The sequence below is a fragment of the Gracilimonas sp. B-17 genome (assembly GCF_056857935.1).
On the sequence record NZ_JBSXOA010000012.1, the window covers coordinates 501,747 to 517,567 of the forward strand.

Genomic DNA, 15,821 nt, shown 5'->3' on the forward strand with positions numbered 1-15,821 from the left:
AACACCAAATAAATGCTTTTAGGTGATGGAAATATTAAGTCCACGATCCTTCAATCTGCCGATCAATTCCGGTCCTAATGCTGAAATTGTGGTTAAAAAACCGTTTCTACCTATGTAAGACCGGTCGTTTTCGGCCAGAAAAAAGGCTGATTCGCAGAGAAAAAATATGGTGGATTTATTGCCCGGATCTCCGGGATAGGACATTCTTAGTTTTTTGGGCTTGGAATTCCCATCAAAAGCAAAAGCAGTAAGCCTGAAAAAGCCATTTTCAATACTCCTTTCTGAGGGGCCTTCACCCGGGGCTGGCATGATCCTTTTGATCAATGATCTGAACCAGTTATATGGCCCTAACAGGGTAAGAGTTACCATGAATAATGATACGATCAGGAACGGCAATGGATTGTACCAGGGGCCAAGAGCCGAATGTTCGCTATACCCTATGCTATCAGCATATTTGTTCTTTTCCTCGTTGAATATTGCAGCCGACTTATAAACTACCTTAGAATTTATGGTACCCATAATAAAAGGTGCTGACCACTTTTTGATCAGCTTGTCATATCCAAAAAAATGAGTGTCACTCGTTTTATGAACATTCTGTTCCTTTCCGCGGATCAGCAGTCGTGGGTCATTCATTTCCTTGTACTCACCGGTTTCAAACTTATTCAACATGGTTGCAATGGTACCACCATTAAACCCTCCACTGATGCTATAATAAGATTTGATGGATAATTTTGCAGGGTCAGTGAACTCATTGCTTAACAAATAAGCAGTGATATCTGCAGGAACACTGTCAAATCCGGAGAATGGGATCAAAATAGATCCACTTTCCATGGCAGCCTCTTCGTATTTTGAGGACATCTTCTGTATGAACCCAACCTCACCTGTAATGTCAAGATAATGAGTACCACTTTCGGCACATTGCCTGATGAGTTCCTCCCCATATAAGGAAAAAGGTCCGACCGTGGTAACGATGATCCGTGTTTGTTGTACAATTTTCCTCACATCATCAGGATTCGTTGTATCAACCCTAAAACATCTTTCCGAGCTAACCCCATTTTCAGAAGCTATTCGACTTAACTTTTCAGGATTTCTTGCGGCAATGCCCCAATTAAGAGAATCAGGTGCATGGTCACTGAAATATTTTACAGCCCGCCGTCCTGTGAATCCGGTAGCTCCAACCAATATGATATCAAATGATCTTAAAGACATAGCATTGATAATATTAATTCATGGGCATAAAAAAACCCCACACATGATATACGTGCGGGGTTTGAATTTCTCTTTGGTGAGAATTAGCCAACGCGAGATACTTCGATCGCGCTTAAGCCTTTAGGTGTTTCTTCAACATCATATTCTACTTCTTCACCGTCTGCAAGCCCCTCTTCGAATCCAAGGTTTTGAATGTTGTTGCGGTGAACAAAGATGTCTTTTCCACCATTGTCAGGCTCGATGAATCCAAATCCTTTTTGTGCATCAAACCATTTAATTTTACCGTATTCCATAATTGTGTTGTGTTGTATTGAGTGCATCTGAAGGAATATCAAAAGATGATCCGCTTAAACAGATGCATATTTATTGTTAGTTGTACAAACTATAGAGGGGAAACAAATACTAAACTAAATACTAATACTGATTCTTACCATACATTTGCATTGCCTCTAATATCTTCTTTATTACAATTAATACCAAATATGTACGTATAAATTGTGACTTTTCATTATATAGGGATGATGACTGGTTCATCATAACTTTTTTTGTGAATTAGCGAATAAGAATATTGGTTTCAATTATGAATGATACCTGGTTATCAAATAGGGAATCAATGAGGTTAATCCGTAAATACCTTACAAATATAACTTTTGCTGCAGGTTTTGTCCTTTTGTCGCTATTTGGGATATCCCAGGCAACGGCACAGCCGCAGGATAGACCCACATTCTGGCTTATGGGAGACCGAAGTGAGAGATTGGTTCTGCCGTTTGAACTCATCAATAACCTGGTTGTAATTGAAGCTAAAATAAATGGTTCAGAGCCTCTGAAGTTCATTGTAGATTCCGGTGCAGGCAGAAATATCATTACCTCGCTATATAATAAAGAGATCTTTTTGAACAATACTGAAACAGTCCTGCTTGCCGGATTGGGGGAGGGTGAGAGGCTTGAAGCCTTTCGGTCAACAGGGAATATGGTACAAATCGAACGTATTGCCGGCGAAAATGTGGAAGTATTGATCCTGAAAGAAGATGTTTTCAAGCTGGCTTCATTTATGGGGACTGAAGTTCATGGTATACTAGGGTTTGATCTGTTTGATAGTTTTGCAGTTGAGATCGATTATAGGGCTAAGCTTCTTAAGATCTATGACCCCGTTAAGGCAGAAGAAAAGTTCGAAAAATTACCAGATCACAGAAAATGGTTTACCATTCCCATCAGTATTGAAAATGAAAAGCCATATACGACCTTAGCTTTCAAGAACACAAAAAATGACGACTACTCAGATCTGAAATTGTTACTAGATACAGGTGCCAGTAATTCTCTTTCATTTTATGACCCCACCAGTGATGAGATCGAATTACCCAAAAATACCATAAGCACTCTTTTAGGTATCGGTTTGAGTGGCAATGTCAGTGGCGAGTTGGGCAGGGTCAAGAAGATAAAATTCGGTCCGTTTGAATTTGAAGAGCCGGTTGTAGCTTTTCCTGACAGCTTATCGGTCAGAAGGGCTTTTGGGTTTGATGACAGGAATGGAAGCATTGGAGGAGATCTGCTTCGGCGATTCAAGGTCATATTCAATTATCATGAAGGATTGTTATATCTGAGAAAGAACAAAAACTATAATGAGGACTTCACCTATAATGTGAGTGGAATTGAGGTAACGACTCCCTTGCCAAATTTACCTTACTATGAAATTTCTTTTTTAAGGGATGACTCACCTGCCAAGAAAGCGGGTTTAAAGGAAGGAGACATCATTCGGCGTATAAATGGTAAAAAGGCGGAAGAACTCTCACTGAATGATCTTTTGAATATCTTTCAGAATAAAGAAGGACACAGGGTTCGTATGACCGTTGACAGAGATACCATTTCAGTCTCTCTTAGATTTGACCTGAAGGATGAACTTGAGCTGGATTGACCTGTCCTTAAAGTGCTTATGTACTTTTACTGAATTTGACTAACTATTGAGTAAGTAAATTGCTAAATACAGGCACTGACCAATTTTAATCAATCATCTTAATTATGAACAAAAAGTACTTAATAGCTGCTTTTTCAGCTTTTATTTTCACACTTTTTTCAGTCACAGGAACGTTCGCACAGGAAGCAGATTCCAATAAACGGACTCCAAAAGTTGACTGGAGTAACACCACTGAGCATGAAGTTCAGATCAAGGGAAATAAAGTTCCATATACCACTACAGTTGGTAATCTTCCGGTTTACAGTGAGGATGGTAAGATCATTGCCTCCCTTTTTTACACTTACTATCAGCGTTCTGATGTACGTGACAAAACCCGCCGACCTCTTGTATTTTCCTTCAATGGGGGGCCGGGTTCAGCTTCTGTCTGGATGCATATCGGGTATACAGGCCCCAAGAAACTGAAGATCGATGATGAGGGATACCCTATTCAGCCTTATGGTGTTGATGATAATCCCCATTCCATACTTGATGTGGCTGATATCGTATTTGTCAATCCGGTGAATGTTGCCTTTTCACGTATGGTTCACGAGGATGCTGAAAGAGAAACCTTTTTTGGTGTAAATGCAGATATTGAGTATTTGGCTCAATGGATCAATACGTTCGTTTCCCGTGAGAATCGCTGGCCATCCCCAAAATATCTGATCGGTGAAAGTTACGGTACTACAAGAGTATCAGGTCTTGCAGAAGAACTGCAATCGGCACATTGGATGTATTTGAATGGTGTGATCCTGGTTTCACCTACAGGCCTTGGTGTTGACCGTGATGGTCCGGTTGGTGATGCAACCCCGTTACCATATTATGCAGCTACTGCCTGGTATCACAATGCTCTTACACCGGCCTTACAAAATAAGGATCTTGATGATATACTGCCTGAGGTGGAGGAATTTACCATCAACGAATATATTCCTGCTCTGGCTAAAGGTGGTTTTATAAGTGATGCTGAAAAGAACAGAATCGCAGAAAGAGTGTCTTACTATTCAGGTATATCCAAGGAAGCTGTTTTAGACTGGAACCTAAGGATCTCGACTTCTTTTTTCTGGAAAGAATTACTACGGGATGAGGGGCTTACGGTTGGTCGACTAGATTCAAGGTACCGGGGAATCGACCGTGAGAACGGAGGTGAGCGTTATGACTTTGATCCGGCCTTAACCGCCTGGAATCATGCGTTTACCCCTGCCATTAACCATTATTTGAGAGATATGCTGGGTTATGAGACGGACCTTCAGTATTGGACATTCGGCCCGGTTCATCCATGGGACCGAAGCGGTGACAATACCGGTGAGAATCTGCGATCTGCCATGGCAGAGAATCCATTCCTTCACGTGATGGTACAATCAGGTTATTATGATGGCGGAACCAATTATTTTGATGCCAAATACACTATGTGGAATATGGATCCGAGCGGACGACTCAAAGATAGGTTATCTTTTAAAGGGTATCGTTCCGGCCATATGATGTATCTAAGGGCGGAAGACCTGGCTACCTCCAATGAAGATATTCGAGTATTCATTGAAAACTCTATTCCGGAAGAGGGAATGCCGGCAAAATACTGATCCGTATAATTTAGAAGGTATAATTTTAAAGGCTGCTCAGATGAGTAGCCTTTTTTATGCACTATATATTGGATTCAGCATAATTTGCAGACATAAAAAAAGCCCCGAACAACTTAATGTCCGGGGCTTCTAATGTTCTTCGAACGTTGAATTATTCGAGAATGTAAACTTCTGTAGCACTAAGGCCTTTAGGAGTTTCTTCTACTGCGAATTCAACTTCTTCGCCATCATTGATACCTTCGTTGAAACCAAGGTTCTCAATGTTGTTTCGGTGTACAAAGATATCTTTGTCACCATTGTCCGGCTTGATAAATCCAAAACCTTTTTGTGTATCAAACCATTTTACTTTACCGTATTCCATAATATATATGTAGTGTATGTTATTTCGCAGGCACAGTGTACTGAAAGCTCAAAATGAGCAGACTTCATTTCTAAAAATCGGCTGCGAGAGAATTAAGTGTTAGTTATACAAACCAGAGAAGGGAAATAATACTGTACTAAATGAAAAATACCGATGTTGCCTTTAATTAATTTGCACTTCAAAGTTCTCCTTTATTCTATCCAATACCAAATTTAAAGTGAAAAGTAATTTAAGTGACGAAATAAACTTTGAATGCATTCTAAATTAGTTATAAATCATCACTTCATCACTATCAACCATAGATCTCATTGATCAGCCCGGCCATGCGAATACCTGCTTTAAGGAGTCTTAACTCGACTGTGCTCCAGTTTTTATAAGCATATTCATAGCTAAGTTCTTTATTTTCAGGAAAGTCATATACCTGTGGAAGTATGGACTGTGATTCATATGCCCAATCCAGAATAGAAGCACTTTGCCATTCACGGATCTGATCTGCTGTGGCATTATTAATGAAATCAGAGAGTTCAGTAAAACTGAGTTGTTTATCATCGATCATTTCACTGTCCCATACGCGATGCAGATTTGAGTTGTCCCAAAACCACTGCAGCCTTACGTCGTTACCTCCGCGATCCGTTCCATTGCCAACGTGCAGTGGCTGATGAATATCACCCACCAGGTGAACAAGAACTTTCAGGTTTTCAGCTTCCTGTTTTGGTGTTAACCCTCCTTCTTTTAATTCATTCACCACTTTTCTTAGCGCCCAGATGATATCGCCATCTTCTTCCTTTTCAGCCGATCCATACGTTTCATCTTCCGGGATAGTCACATAATGCCAGGTGTTCATATAATCGTAGGAATCGTCTGAACGGACTTCGTCCATCCAGGTACTTACTTTAGCCAGGCTCTCATTTCCAAGAATTCGTTTTACTTCTTTAGCGGCCTGCGGGGTGAGGTATTGCTCGGCAACATGGCCCGTGGTTCGGTGACCGATCTGCCCCCAGCGCAGAGCCTCATCTGCAGAGTTTGAAAAACCAAAAATAAAAATGAACAGAAATGAAATGAGTTTTAGCATAGCAGGAACTTTAGGTGTGTTTTTCTGAAAGATAACAGGCTTCAAATTATCATTCAGTAAATTATTTACTTAATTCGTTTAAAAGATCGTCAACATCCAGAGGACGCGTGAACATATCGATATTTCCATCGGCATTTTTTGGCCATTCGTTTTTTGGGCGGTCATAATATAACTCTACCCCATTTTGGTCAGGGTCATCCATATAAATAGCTTCGGATACCCCATGGTCTGAGGCACCTGTGATAGGATATTCATTTTCGATAAGTCGATCTAAGATAGTAGCCAGATCCTTACGTGTTGGATAGAGTATGGCTGTATGAAACAAACCCGTACTTCTTTTTGGAGCCGGGGGTGCTCCCTGGCTTTGCCAGGTATTTAACCCAATGTGGTGATGATATCCACCGGCAGAAATAAATGCAGCCTGATCACCATAAGTGGTAATGAGTTCAAATCCCAGTAATCCGCAATAAAAATCCAGGGATCGTTCAAGATCGGATACTTTCAGGTGAACATGACCGATCCTCGTTTGAGCGGGAATTCTATAGCTTTCTGACATAGATAAAAAGGGTTAAATCAGTTTGAAATTGATAAGGCCATTAGCTTCGGTAAGTTGACCCATAATTATAAATATGATATTAGTCCATGGTTATTAAATACCTATCCATAAACAATGTAAATTACAGTTTTTCAATGATATATAGAGGAACAAATGATCTCAAATACCATAACAAGTAATATATGACAGCGATAAGCTGCAAATTCGAATAAAATATGGAGTAAAATGAAACGTCCGATCAAATTTTTTTCGACCTTAACAACGTTTTTAATTGCCTTGGCCATAGGGTTAAGTTCGGCTCAGGCACAGGAAAATGATACTGTTGCTGATATAGTTACCAGCAGTGAAAAGCATAGTACATTTGTAACTTTACTTGAAAAAGCTGAATTGAAAGGAGTGCTTGAACAGCCGGGGTCTTATACCGTGCTTGCTCCAACAAATGAAGCATTTGAAGAACTGGGAGAAGAAAAGATAAAAAGACTGAAAGAGAACCCTCAGGAGCTTCAAAACGTTTTGGTTGGGCACTTATTTCAAGGTAATGTATCGTCCTCAGATGTTGAAGAGGCACGAGAGGTAAATGTCACAAAAGGGGACATCGAAGCTTCAAACGGTGTCGTCCATGTAATAGATGAAGTAATGATAGAGTGACCAACTATCACCTTTTAGATCAACACAACCCCGATTCATGAAAATGAATCGGGGTTTTTAATTATTTCAGAAATAAAGGCGGATGTTTTTTGTGATGACCCGTGGCTTGCTGATAGGCTTTTGCTACCGTCAGTAAAGTGGCTTCATCAAACAGGTCTCCAACAAAGGTAATACTTGTGGGTGAGTCATTATCTGTAAATCCGTTGGGCACCACCACGCTTGGATGGCCGGTCAGATTGGTGATCAAAAGATTTCCTCCCCCAAAAGCAGGAGAAATGTAAACGTCTACATTCTGCATAACTGAATCCATTTTCTGGATTAGTTCATATCGTGCACGGTTTGCATTGATGTATTCCGTAGCCGGAATGAAGTGAGCTGCCCTGAAAGAATTAGGCCAGGCATTGGGTGTTTGCCACTGCATCAGGTCATCCTGATCGGTGAGTGTAAGCTGGTCAAAAGCAGCGGCTCCTTCAGCGGTCAGGATAATGCGAAGTGGCCCAACCTCAAAGTCCGGCAGTTCTATTGGGATCAATTCAACTCCCAGTTCTTTCATGGTTTCAAGCACCAGGCTGTCGCGGCCTTTATTCCAGTAATCCTGTTCAAAAGCTGACTCCAGATAACCGATCCTGAGATCAGTGATATCGACCGTAGCATCATAATTAAAAGGCAGATCAACGATAGTCTGATCTATACCATCAGGACCGTAAATGGCGTTAAATACCAAAGCAGCATCCTCCACGCTTCGGGTGATCGGGCCTATCTTGTCCATAGACCAACTTAAGGCCATAGCTCCGGTTCGGCTAACGCGACCATAGGTTGGTCGCAGACCCGTAGTCCCGTTTCTTGTGGAAGGTGAGACAATGGAGCCAAGTGTTTCAGTACCAATTGCGAACGGAAATAATCCTGCAGCTGTGCCCGCTGCAGAGCCGGCTGAAGAACCACTTGAACCCTGCTCTAAATTCCATGGGTTATTTGTTCTTCCCCCAAACCAGATATCACCGTATGCCAGGGCTCCAAGGGTAGTTTTAGCGATCAGAACCGCCCCCGCCTGATCCAGCTTTTGTACCACAGTAGCAGTCTCATCGATCACCTGATCCTTATAGGGAGTGGCCCCCCAGGTGGTCTTGTAGCCCTCAACGGCAAGGAGGTCTTTGGCACCATATGGGATTCCATGCAAAGGACCACGATATATTCCCTGTTCCAATTCCACATCCATTTGTTCAGCCTTTTCAAGTGCGCGCTCTCTTGTTACAGTGATAACCGCTTCAAGCTTGTTATCATGTTTTTCAATTCGATCCAGAAAAAAATTGGTTAGCTCAACCGAGGTTATCTTACGATCTTTGATCAGAGAGGCAAGCTGTTCGACCGTGTAGAATGCCAGTTCATTTTTGTCTTCAGGAAGTTCCACATTTTGAGCCAGGTCCCATTTTTGCGCTCTTTGCTGATAATCAAACCGTTTGCCAACAGGTATCGGGTTGAAATTTAATGATGGGGGTATGCTGTTAGGGAGTTTCATGTCCCGAATTGACTGAAGGTCACCGCGGGTATCCGAGAGGGCCTCTATCATGGTGTCACGTTCAGTATCGGTAAACTCCAGTCCAATAATGGAAGCCCCATTCTTGATCATCCCTGAAGTGATGGGTGCGCTTTTATCCTGAATGAGAGTGAAGGCAAAGAGGAAGCCGATCAATATGCCTCCCGTGAAGAGCATGATTTTATTGTACTTTTTCATGATGGCGAGATGATATGTTTTGAAAAGGGGAATCTAAATTCTACAGATGGGATTATTGGCAGAATAGGGCATTAAGTCAATGTATTTTATGTAATTCTTTATTGAATTTGAAAACGAACCGAAATTGGGATTTGAATTTTTAATGAGGTTGCCTACTTTGATTTCAACTTAATGGTCGGTCTCAGATACGTTCTGAGTTAAAAGGGAATCTCGTGAGAAACGAGAGCTGTTCCCGCAACTGTAATCCGAGTTTGATGATCATGCATCATCAGATCACCTGCAGCCTCACCTTTGCCACTGTCACTGACATTCATTGTCCGGACGGGAAGGCGCTGCCAACGGAAAGCCAGGAGACCTGCCGCCATTAAATCGTAGCACTTCTTTCGGGTAAAAAGGCGTGCCGTATCCAGTTTTATGTTTTATTCGTCTCAACAAGATCGCTATATAGTATCCGGGCTAATTACTCCAGGAAGAACTATATCAAATTGAGACATAAAACGATTTACCCGCCAAACAAAAACTAAAACTTACAATCATAAATAAATGAAGTATCTACTTACTACGGTATTATTTCTATTGGCGGTATCATACACAATAAACGCACAAGTAGCCGACACGTTAGATCTCGGTGAAGTGGTGATCACAGCCTCCAAAACTCCAACTTCTGAAAGAGAAACAACGAAACCCGTGACAACCATCACACAGGCAGAGATCCGGAAAGCACCGGGCCTGTCAGTTTCAGAACTGCTGAACAGACAAACGGGTATTATGATCAATGGAGCCGTTTCGAGTCCGGGAAAGGATAAATCCGTATATCTGCGGGGGGCTGCGACCCAATATACTTTAATTCTTATAGACGGCTTTCCTGTGACAGACCCATCGAGTGAAGGAGGCGCTTTTGATCTCAGGTTGTTATCACTTGAAAATGTGGAGCGTATTGAGATCGTTAAGGGCAGTATGAGTACCCTGTACGGTTCTGACGCCATAGCCGGAGTCATAAATATTATCACCAAAAAACCTGAAAATGGGTTGGTGAATGCCAACGCTAAAATGGCGATCGGCTCATACAACAGTAACGAATTATCATTGGGTGTAAACGGAAAAGTTCGTGTTGCCTCATATAATGTAAATCTGTCGAGATCTTTTACAAAGGGGATCTCAGAGGCGGCAGGTGAAGATTTTAGGCGGGATGGTTTTGAGCGCTATTTTGGTTCTGCAGAGCTTAATTTTGAATTGACTGAAGGTCTCACGCTGAGTCCATTTCTGAATTATTCCAAATATGACGGGGATTATGATGCCGGTGCTTTTGCGGATGCGGAGAACTCTTATGAGGCAGACCTGATCAACACCGGATTACGGTTCAATTACACAAACAATAAGTTTGAATTGAAAGGTGCCGGAACATTAACAGAGACTGAAAGAAAGTTCACGGATGATTTTGGCGTCTTCAATCCTAAGGCAACACTTTTGAATAACGATGTATACGGTGTGTATTCTTTTACTGATAATGTGAGACTTCTCAGTGGTTTCAATTATCAGGACCTGTCCTTTGAGCTTAATGGGATTGATGAAGGCAGTGATATCATTAGCCCGTATGCTACCCTGTATCTGAGCTCAGGATCTGGTTTGAATACTGAGGTAGGGCTTCGTTTAAATAAGCATTCAGAATACGGATCCAACTGGAGCTTCAATATTTCACCAGTCTATAACCTTACCAATGAGGTAAAAATACTTACCTCACTCAGCTCCGGCTTTAAGGCCCCGACGTTAAATGAATTATTCGGACCTTTCGGTGCGAACCCGGACCTGGAGCCACAAACCAGCCTCACCTTTGATGCCGGACTTGAGTATAGGTCAGCTGCAACCGGATTAAGTGCAGGTATAAATTATTTTATCCGAACTGTTGAAGAGCTTATTTCATATGACAGTGCAGTGGGATATATCAATGTAAATGAACAGAATGATTCCGGGCTGGAAGTTACAGGTTCATATACCTGGCCGGATACGAGGATCAATCTATACTACAATTATCTGGATGGGGCGATCACCCGTGAAGGGGAAGAGTTTGATAATCTGATCCGTAGACCTGACCATAGTTTTGGCTGGGGAATACAACATAATGTCGGTTCAGATTTGATCGTAGACCTTAATGGGAAATTCATTGGTGAGAGGGAGGACCTTTTCTTTAATATGTCAACCTTTCAGAATGAAACAGTGGAGCTTGATCGTTATGTACTTTTGAATATTTCAATGAACTATGATCTGCCGGAATTCAACGCCAATCTGTTCGCTTCTTTGAATAATTTACTTGATGTTTCATACCAGGAAGTATATGGGTTCAATACACCCGGTGTTAACTTCAAGGCAGGTATAAGGCTTGATCTTTGATCTGATATATTTGAATCATAAACAGAATTATTGGCTGTTTTGATGATAAAAGTTTATCCATATTAATTGAATATATAATTCACGTAATAATCATTAAATAAGAGTTAAATAAAATTATATAAATGAATTTTATGATTGGACCTTAAAATTCAAGTGTGGATAACTTTTATCTTGATAATTGAAAAATGCCTGTTTAAAAAAGCCTTTTTATTTAATTAAAGAGGCTTTTTTAATATGATCTTGCATCAAACCGGATCTGATATAATTTTAATTTATAATATAATGTATATTAAAAAATATTAAGAGGCGGCTTTTAGGGGGTTGGGTTTTTACAATGTGGATAAGTCCCCGAATTTGTGGAAAAGTAATCGTTTTTTTTCTTGCTGTGTGTTGGTCTCGCGTCTATATTATTCCGTACTTCTTTAGGAGATAAGAATCGGGAAGCACTACAGAATTGTCTCTCATCTACGAAGGTATAAATGATATAATTGTAACATATAAGTAACGAAGTACGCCAATGAAATTTACTCGCTTCTACACGCAGTCCGAATGGAAAACCCCATTTGATGAAATAGAATTTGCAACCAGAACCTCTGAGATCAAGAACCCTGACGGATCACAGGTATTCCATATGGAAAATGTGGTGGTACCAAAGAGTTGGAGTCAGGTTTCCACTGATGTGATCGCTCAGAAATATTTTCGTAAGGCCGGAGTACCTGCGAAACTGAAAAAGGTCAAAGAGAAGGGAGTGCCTAAATGGCTGCAAAGATCTGAAGCTGATGAGAAAGCATTAAAGGAACTACCGGAAGAAGAGCGTTACTCACACGAAATTGACAGTAAACAGGTCTTTCACCGATTGGCGGGTTGTTGGACCTATTGGGGCTGGAAACACGATTATTTTGGCAGTGAAGAAGATGCGAAGGTATTCTATGATGAACTGGCTTACATGTTGGCTAATCAAATGGCCGCACCTAACAGTCCACAGTGGTTCAATACCGGATTGCACTGGGCTTATGGGATCAATGGTCCGGCTCAGGGACATTATTATGTAGATGGCAAGACCGGCGAACTGAAAAAATCTGAAGATGCTTACAGCCATCCACAGCCACATGCCTGCTTTATTCAAAGTATCGATGATGACCTGGTGAACGAAGGTGGCATCATGGATCTTTGGGTCAGAGAAGCCAGACTATTCAAATACGGATCAGGTACGGGAAGTAACTTCTCCAAGATCCGCGGTTCCAATGAACCGCTGAGTGGAGGTGGTCGCAGTTCAGGACTGATGAGTTTCCTCAAGATCGGTGACCGGGCTGCCGGTGCTATCAAATCAGGTGGTACTACCCGACGTGCTGCAAAGATGGTAACCCTGGATCTGGATCACCCGGATATTGAGGAATACATCAATTGGAAAGTGCGAGAAGAACAGAAAGTGGCTGCCCTTGTTGCAGGTTCCAAATCGGTTCAAAAGCACCTTAAGAATATCATCAAGCTTTGCCATACCCCGGTTGAGATCGAAGGACGAACCTTCAACGGAGCGATGAGCCGTGATCCGCTTAAGAATAAAGCTTTGGCTGAAGAGATCCGCAAGGCCAAGCGGAATCAGGTTCCCCTGAATTATATTGAACGCGTGATCCAACTTGCTGCCCAGGGTTTTACAGATCTGGAATTTGACACATACGATACAGACTGGAACTCAGAAGCTTACGCAACGGTAAGCGGTCAGAATTCCAACAACTCGGTTCGAGTACCAAATTCATTCATGAAAGCCGTTAAGGAAGACGGTGACTGGGACCTATATGGCCGTGTTGAGAAGAAAAGAGCAGCCAGGGAAGGGCGTGAGCCTGAGCCAATGAAGACCCTGAAAGCCCGTGAACTTTGGGATGACATAGCCTATGCTGCCTGGTCTTGTGCAGACCCCGGCACTCAGTACCATGACACCATCAACGAATGGCACACCTGCCCTGAAGATGGTCCGATCAACGCAAGTAACCCTTGCTCTGAGTACATGTTCCTGGACAACACTGCCTGCAACCTTGCTTCCCTGAACCTTATGAAATATTTCAAAGGCGATGGCGAGTACAAAGAATTTGATATGGAATCACTGGAATACGCTTCACGTATGTGGACCGTGGTTCTGGAGATCGCCGTACTAATGGCTCAGTTCCCATCCAAAGAGATCGCTGACCTGTCATATAAGTTCCGCACCTTAGGGCTTGGTTATGCCAACATTGGTGCTGCTTTGATGGTGCAAGGCCTGCCTTATGACAGTGAAGAAGGCGCAGCTGTTGCAGGAGCGGTTACAGCTACCATGCACATGACCTCATACGCGACCTCTGCTGAACTGGCCAAAGAATTAGGTCCATTTGAAGGATATGATCGTAATAAAGAGCATATGCTTAAAGTGATCCGAAATCACCGAAGAGCCGCTTATAATGCAGATCCTGAGGAGTATGAGGGACTGACCGTGAAGCCAATGGGTATTGATGCTTCCATCTGTCCTGATTACCTGGTGAAAGCAGCTAAAAAAGCTTCTGACAAGGCCCTCAAGCTGGGTGAAAAACATGGTTACCGTAACGCTCAGGTGACCGTACTGGCACCAACCGGAACTATTGGGTTGGTCATGGATTGTGACACCACAGGAATCGAGCCTGACTTTGCCCTGGTTAAATTCAAGAAATTGGCCGGCGGCGGTTATTTCAAGATCATCAATCAGGCGGTACCTAAAGCGCTGAAGAATCTCGGTTATTCTGCCAAAGAATCTCAGGAGATCATCGATTATGCCAAAGGAGCCGGTACTCTGGAAGGATGTCCGCATATAAATGCTGAGATCCTGATGGAGAAAGGATTTACGAAGGAAAAACTGGAAGCCATCAATGAAGCACTTCCCGGTAGTTTCGACATCAAGTTTGCATTCAATCAGTGGACACTTGGTGAAGACTTCTGTAAAGACGTTCTGGAGATCCCGGAAGAGCAGCTCAATGACATGAACTTTAATATGCTGCGGTTCCTTGGATTCAGCAATGAGCAAATTCAGGAAGCGAATGATTATGTATGTGGAACCATGACCGTTGAGGGCGCCCCGCATCTGAAAGAGGAGGACTACGCCGTATTTGATTGTGCTAACCGCTGTGGACGAATCGGAACCCGGTTCATTTCAGCCAAAGGTCACATCCGCATGATGGCGGCCGCACAGCCTTTCCTTTCCGGCGCTATTTCCAAGACCATTAACCTCCCGAATGAGGCCTCTATTGAGGACATGAAGGATGCATACATGGATTCATGGGAAATGATGCTGAAAGCAAACGCTCTATATCGTGACGGTTCTAAACTAAGCCAGCCTCTGAACTCCATGGCCGATGTGCTGGAAGAGATCGATGAGGTAGAAGAAACGGAAGCCGTAGATGCTGAAACCACTATGGCACAGGATAAAGTGCTTGAAGTGGCCGAACGTATCATTCACAAGTATGTGGCTCGCCGACAGAGATTGCCGTTCCGCCGCGAAGGATATACTCAAAAAGTTAAGATCGGCGGACAAAGTGTTTACCTGCGAACCGGTGAGTACGAGAACGGTCAGCTTGGCGAGATCTTCATTGATATGCACCGTGAAGGCGCTGCATTCAGAAGCTTGCTGAACTGTTTCGCGATCTCCATTTCGCTGGGACTACAGCATGGTGTACCGCTTGAAGAATTCGTGGATGCTTTTGTATTCACCAAGTTCGAGCCAAGTGGTATGGTGAATGGAAACCCTCATGTGAAGATGAGTACCTCGGTCATCGATTACATCTTCCGTGAGCTGGCGGTTACCTACCTGGGTCGTGAAGATCTGGCCCACGTTCCCGCCGATCAGATCGAGACGCGTAACCTGCGCCCAACGGCTGATGCCAACCCGGATGTGGACAGCGCTGAATTTGAACGCACTGCCGGAACGACTTCTTCAGCTGATGCCGTGGCAAAAGCCCCGGAATCTGAGCCTGAAGCTGACCCGGTTCCTGAAAAGGTAAGTGTTGACAGCAGCCAGACGGCCGTTGAAGGACAGCACAAAGCCGTTCAGGCCGACAGCTATGAAAGCGAATATGACAAAGCAAAACAGATGGGCTATACCGGCGAAGCCTGCCCCGAATGCGGTAGTATGACCATGGTAAGGAACGGGACATGCATGAAGTGCATCACCTGTGGATCTACCACCGGTTGTAGTTAATCGTGATTGGTTGATTCGTTAATGGAGCAAGTAGTTTCCATTAACGAATAACCATTACTCCAATAAAGAACTTTACATGGAGAACAGGATAACCCTGATCGGTGAGTAACCGGTCGGGGTTTTTTATTGTCT

At 42.8% G+C, this 15,821-nt stretch carries 11 protein-coding genes and 1 riboswitch; of the genes, 5 read left to right on the plus strand and 6 right to left on the minus strand.

From position 1 onward, the window contains the following. Window positions 1–18: 18 nt before the first annotated feature. The gene (locus tag AC13FX_RS10730) at window positions 19–1,209 is read right to left on the minus strand and encodes a saccharopine dehydrogenase family protein (protein WP_482880603.1); all 1,191 of its coding nucleotides are present in this window, start codon (window positions 1,207–1,209) and stop codon (window positions 19–21) included. Window positions 1,210–1,292: 83 nt separating this feature from the next. Then, on the minus strand, window positions 1,293–1,502 hold the full coding sequence (locus tag AC13FX_RS10735; RefSeq protein ID WP_103665130.1) for a cold-shock protein: 210 nt from the start codon (window positions 1,500–1,502) through the stop codon (window positions 1,293–1,295). Window positions 1,503–1,822: 320 nt separating this feature from the next. On the opposite strand from AC13FX_RS10735, the gene AC13FX_RS10740 reads away from it, so the two are divergent. After that, window positions 1,823–3,121, plus strand: coding sequence for a pepsin/retropepsin-like aspartic protease family protein (locus AC13FX_RS10740; protein WP_482880604.1), 1,299 nt, complete (start codon window positions 1,823–1,825; stop codon window positions 3,119–3,121). Window positions 3,122–3,225: 104 nt separating this feature from the next. Further along, entirely contained in the window at window positions 3,226–4,734 is a 1,509-nt protein-coding gene (locus tag AC13FX_RS10745; RefSeq protein ID WP_482880606.1) for a S10 family peptidase, read from the plus strand. Window positions 4,735–4,885: 151 nt separating this feature from the next. On the opposite strand, the gene AC13FX_RS10750 is transcribed toward AC13FX_RS10745, so the two are convergent. The 3 genes from AC13FX_RS10750 to AC13FX_RS10760 all read right to left on the minus strand — a co-directional run bounded on the left by AC13FX_RS10750 (window position 4,886) and on the right by AC13FX_RS10760 (window position 6,723). Then, a complete protein-coding gene (locus AC13FX_RS10750; protein WP_103665127.1) occupies window positions 4,886–5,095 on the minus strand; it encodes a cold-shock protein in 210 nt (69 codons plus the stop codon). A 292-nt stretch (window positions 5,096–5,387) separates the two neighbouring features. Continuing rightward, window positions 5,388–6,167 carry a S1/P1 nuclease gene (locus tag AC13FX_RS10755; RefSeq protein ID WP_482880608.1) on the minus strand — a complete coding sequence of 260 codons (780 nt, stop codon included), beginning with the start codon at window positions 6,165–6,167 and terminating at the stop codon, window positions 5,388–5,390. A gap of 61 nt (window positions 6,168–6,228) precedes the next feature. Continuing rightward, window positions 6,229–6,723 (minus strand): VOC family protein, encoded by a 495-nt coding sequence (locus tag AC13FX_RS10760; RefSeq protein WP_482880610.1) that lies wholly within the window; start codon window positions 6,721–6,723, stop codon window positions 6,229–6,231. Between the two features lie 225 nt (window positions 6,724–6,948). Between AC13FX_RS10760 and AC13FX_RS10765 the strand changes: the two genes are divergently transcribed. After that, on the plus strand, window positions 6,949–7,371 hold the full coding sequence (locus AC13FX_RS10765; RefSeq protein WP_482880612.1) for a fasciclin domain-containing protein: 423 nt from the start codon (window positions 6,949–6,951) through the stop codon (window positions 7,369–7,371). 61 nt (window positions 7,372–7,432) lie between these two features. Here the strand turns inward: AC13FX_RS10765 and AC13FX_RS10770 are convergent, their stop codons facing one another. Next, the gene (locus AC13FX_RS10770) at window positions 7,433–9,103 is read right to left on the minus strand and encodes an amidase (RefSeq protein WP_482880614.1); all 1,671 of its coding nucleotides are present in this window, start codon (window positions 9,101–9,103) and stop codon (window positions 7,433–7,435) included. A gap of 158 nt (window positions 9,104–9,261) precedes the next feature. Next, window positions 9,262–9,480, plus strand: a riboswitch (cobalamin riboswitch). A 166-nt stretch (window positions 9,481–9,646) separates the two neighbouring features. Between AC13FX_RS10770 and AC13FX_RS10775 the strand changes: the two genes are divergently transcribed. After that, on the plus strand, window positions 9,647–11,491 hold the full coding sequence (locus tag AC13FX_RS10775) for a TonB-dependent receptor plug domain-containing protein (RefSeq protein WP_482880615.1): 1,845 nt from the start codon (window positions 9,647–9,649) through the stop codon (window positions 11,489–11,491). A 517-nt stretch (window positions 11,492–12,008) separates the two neighbouring features. After that, on the plus strand, window positions 12,009–15,689 hold the full coding sequence (locus AC13FX_RS10780; protein WP_482880617.1) for a vitamin B12-dependent ribonucleotide reductase: 3,681 nt from the start codon (window positions 12,009–12,011) through the stop codon (window positions 15,687–15,689). The last annotated feature ends 132 nt before the right edge of the window (window positions 15,690–15,821 follow it).

What these genes read in the sequence shown, in the direction of transcription:
- AC13FX_RS10750 (WP_103665127.1), bottom strand. Translation starts at nt 5,095, where the DNA reads ATGGAATACGGTAAAGTAAAATGGTTTGATACACAAAAAGGTTTTGGA.
- AC13FX_RS10730 (WP_482880603.1), bottom strand. Translation starts at nt 1,209, where the DNA reads ATGTCTTTAAGATCATTTGATATCATATTGGTTGGAGCTACCGGATTC.
- AC13FX_RS10765 (WP_482880612.1), top strand. Translation starts at nt 6,949, where the DNA reads ATGAAACGTCCGATCAAATTTTTTTCGACCTTAACAACGTTTTTAATT.
- AC13FX_RS10780 (WP_482880617.1), top strand. Translation starts at nt 12,009, where the DNA reads ATGAAATTTACTCGCTTCTACACGCAGTCCGAATGGAAAACCCCATTT.
- AC13FX_RS10755 (WP_482880608.1), bottom strand. Translation starts at nt 6,167, where the DNA reads ATGCTAAAACTCATTTCATTTCTGTTCATTTTTATTTTTGGTTTTTCA.
- AC13FX_RS10740 (WP_482880604.1), top strand. Translation starts at nt 1,823, where the DNA reads ATGAGGTTAATCCGTAAATACCTTACAAATATAACTTTTGCTGCAGGT.
- AC13FX_RS10735 (WP_103665130.1), bottom strand. Translation starts at nt 1,502, where the DNA reads ATGGAATACGGTAAAATTAAATGGTTTGATGCACAAAAAGGATTTGGA.
- AC13FX_RS10770 (WP_482880614.1), bottom strand. Translation starts at nt 9,103, where the DNA reads ATGAAAAAGTACAATAAAATCATGCTCTTCACGGGAGGCATATTGATC.
- AC13FX_RS10775 (WP_482880615.1), top strand. Translation starts at nt 9,647, where the DNA reads ATGAAGTATCTACTTACTACGGTATTATTTCTATTGGCGGTATCATAC.
- AC13FX_RS10760 (WP_482880610.1), bottom strand. Translation starts at nt 6,723, where the DNA reads ATGTCAGAAAGCTATAGAATTCCCGCTCAAACGAGGATCGGTCATGTT.
- AC13FX_RS10745 (WP_482880606.1), top strand. Translation starts at nt 3,226, where the DNA reads ATGAACAAAAAGTACTTAATAGCTGCTTTTTCAGCTTTTATTTTCACA.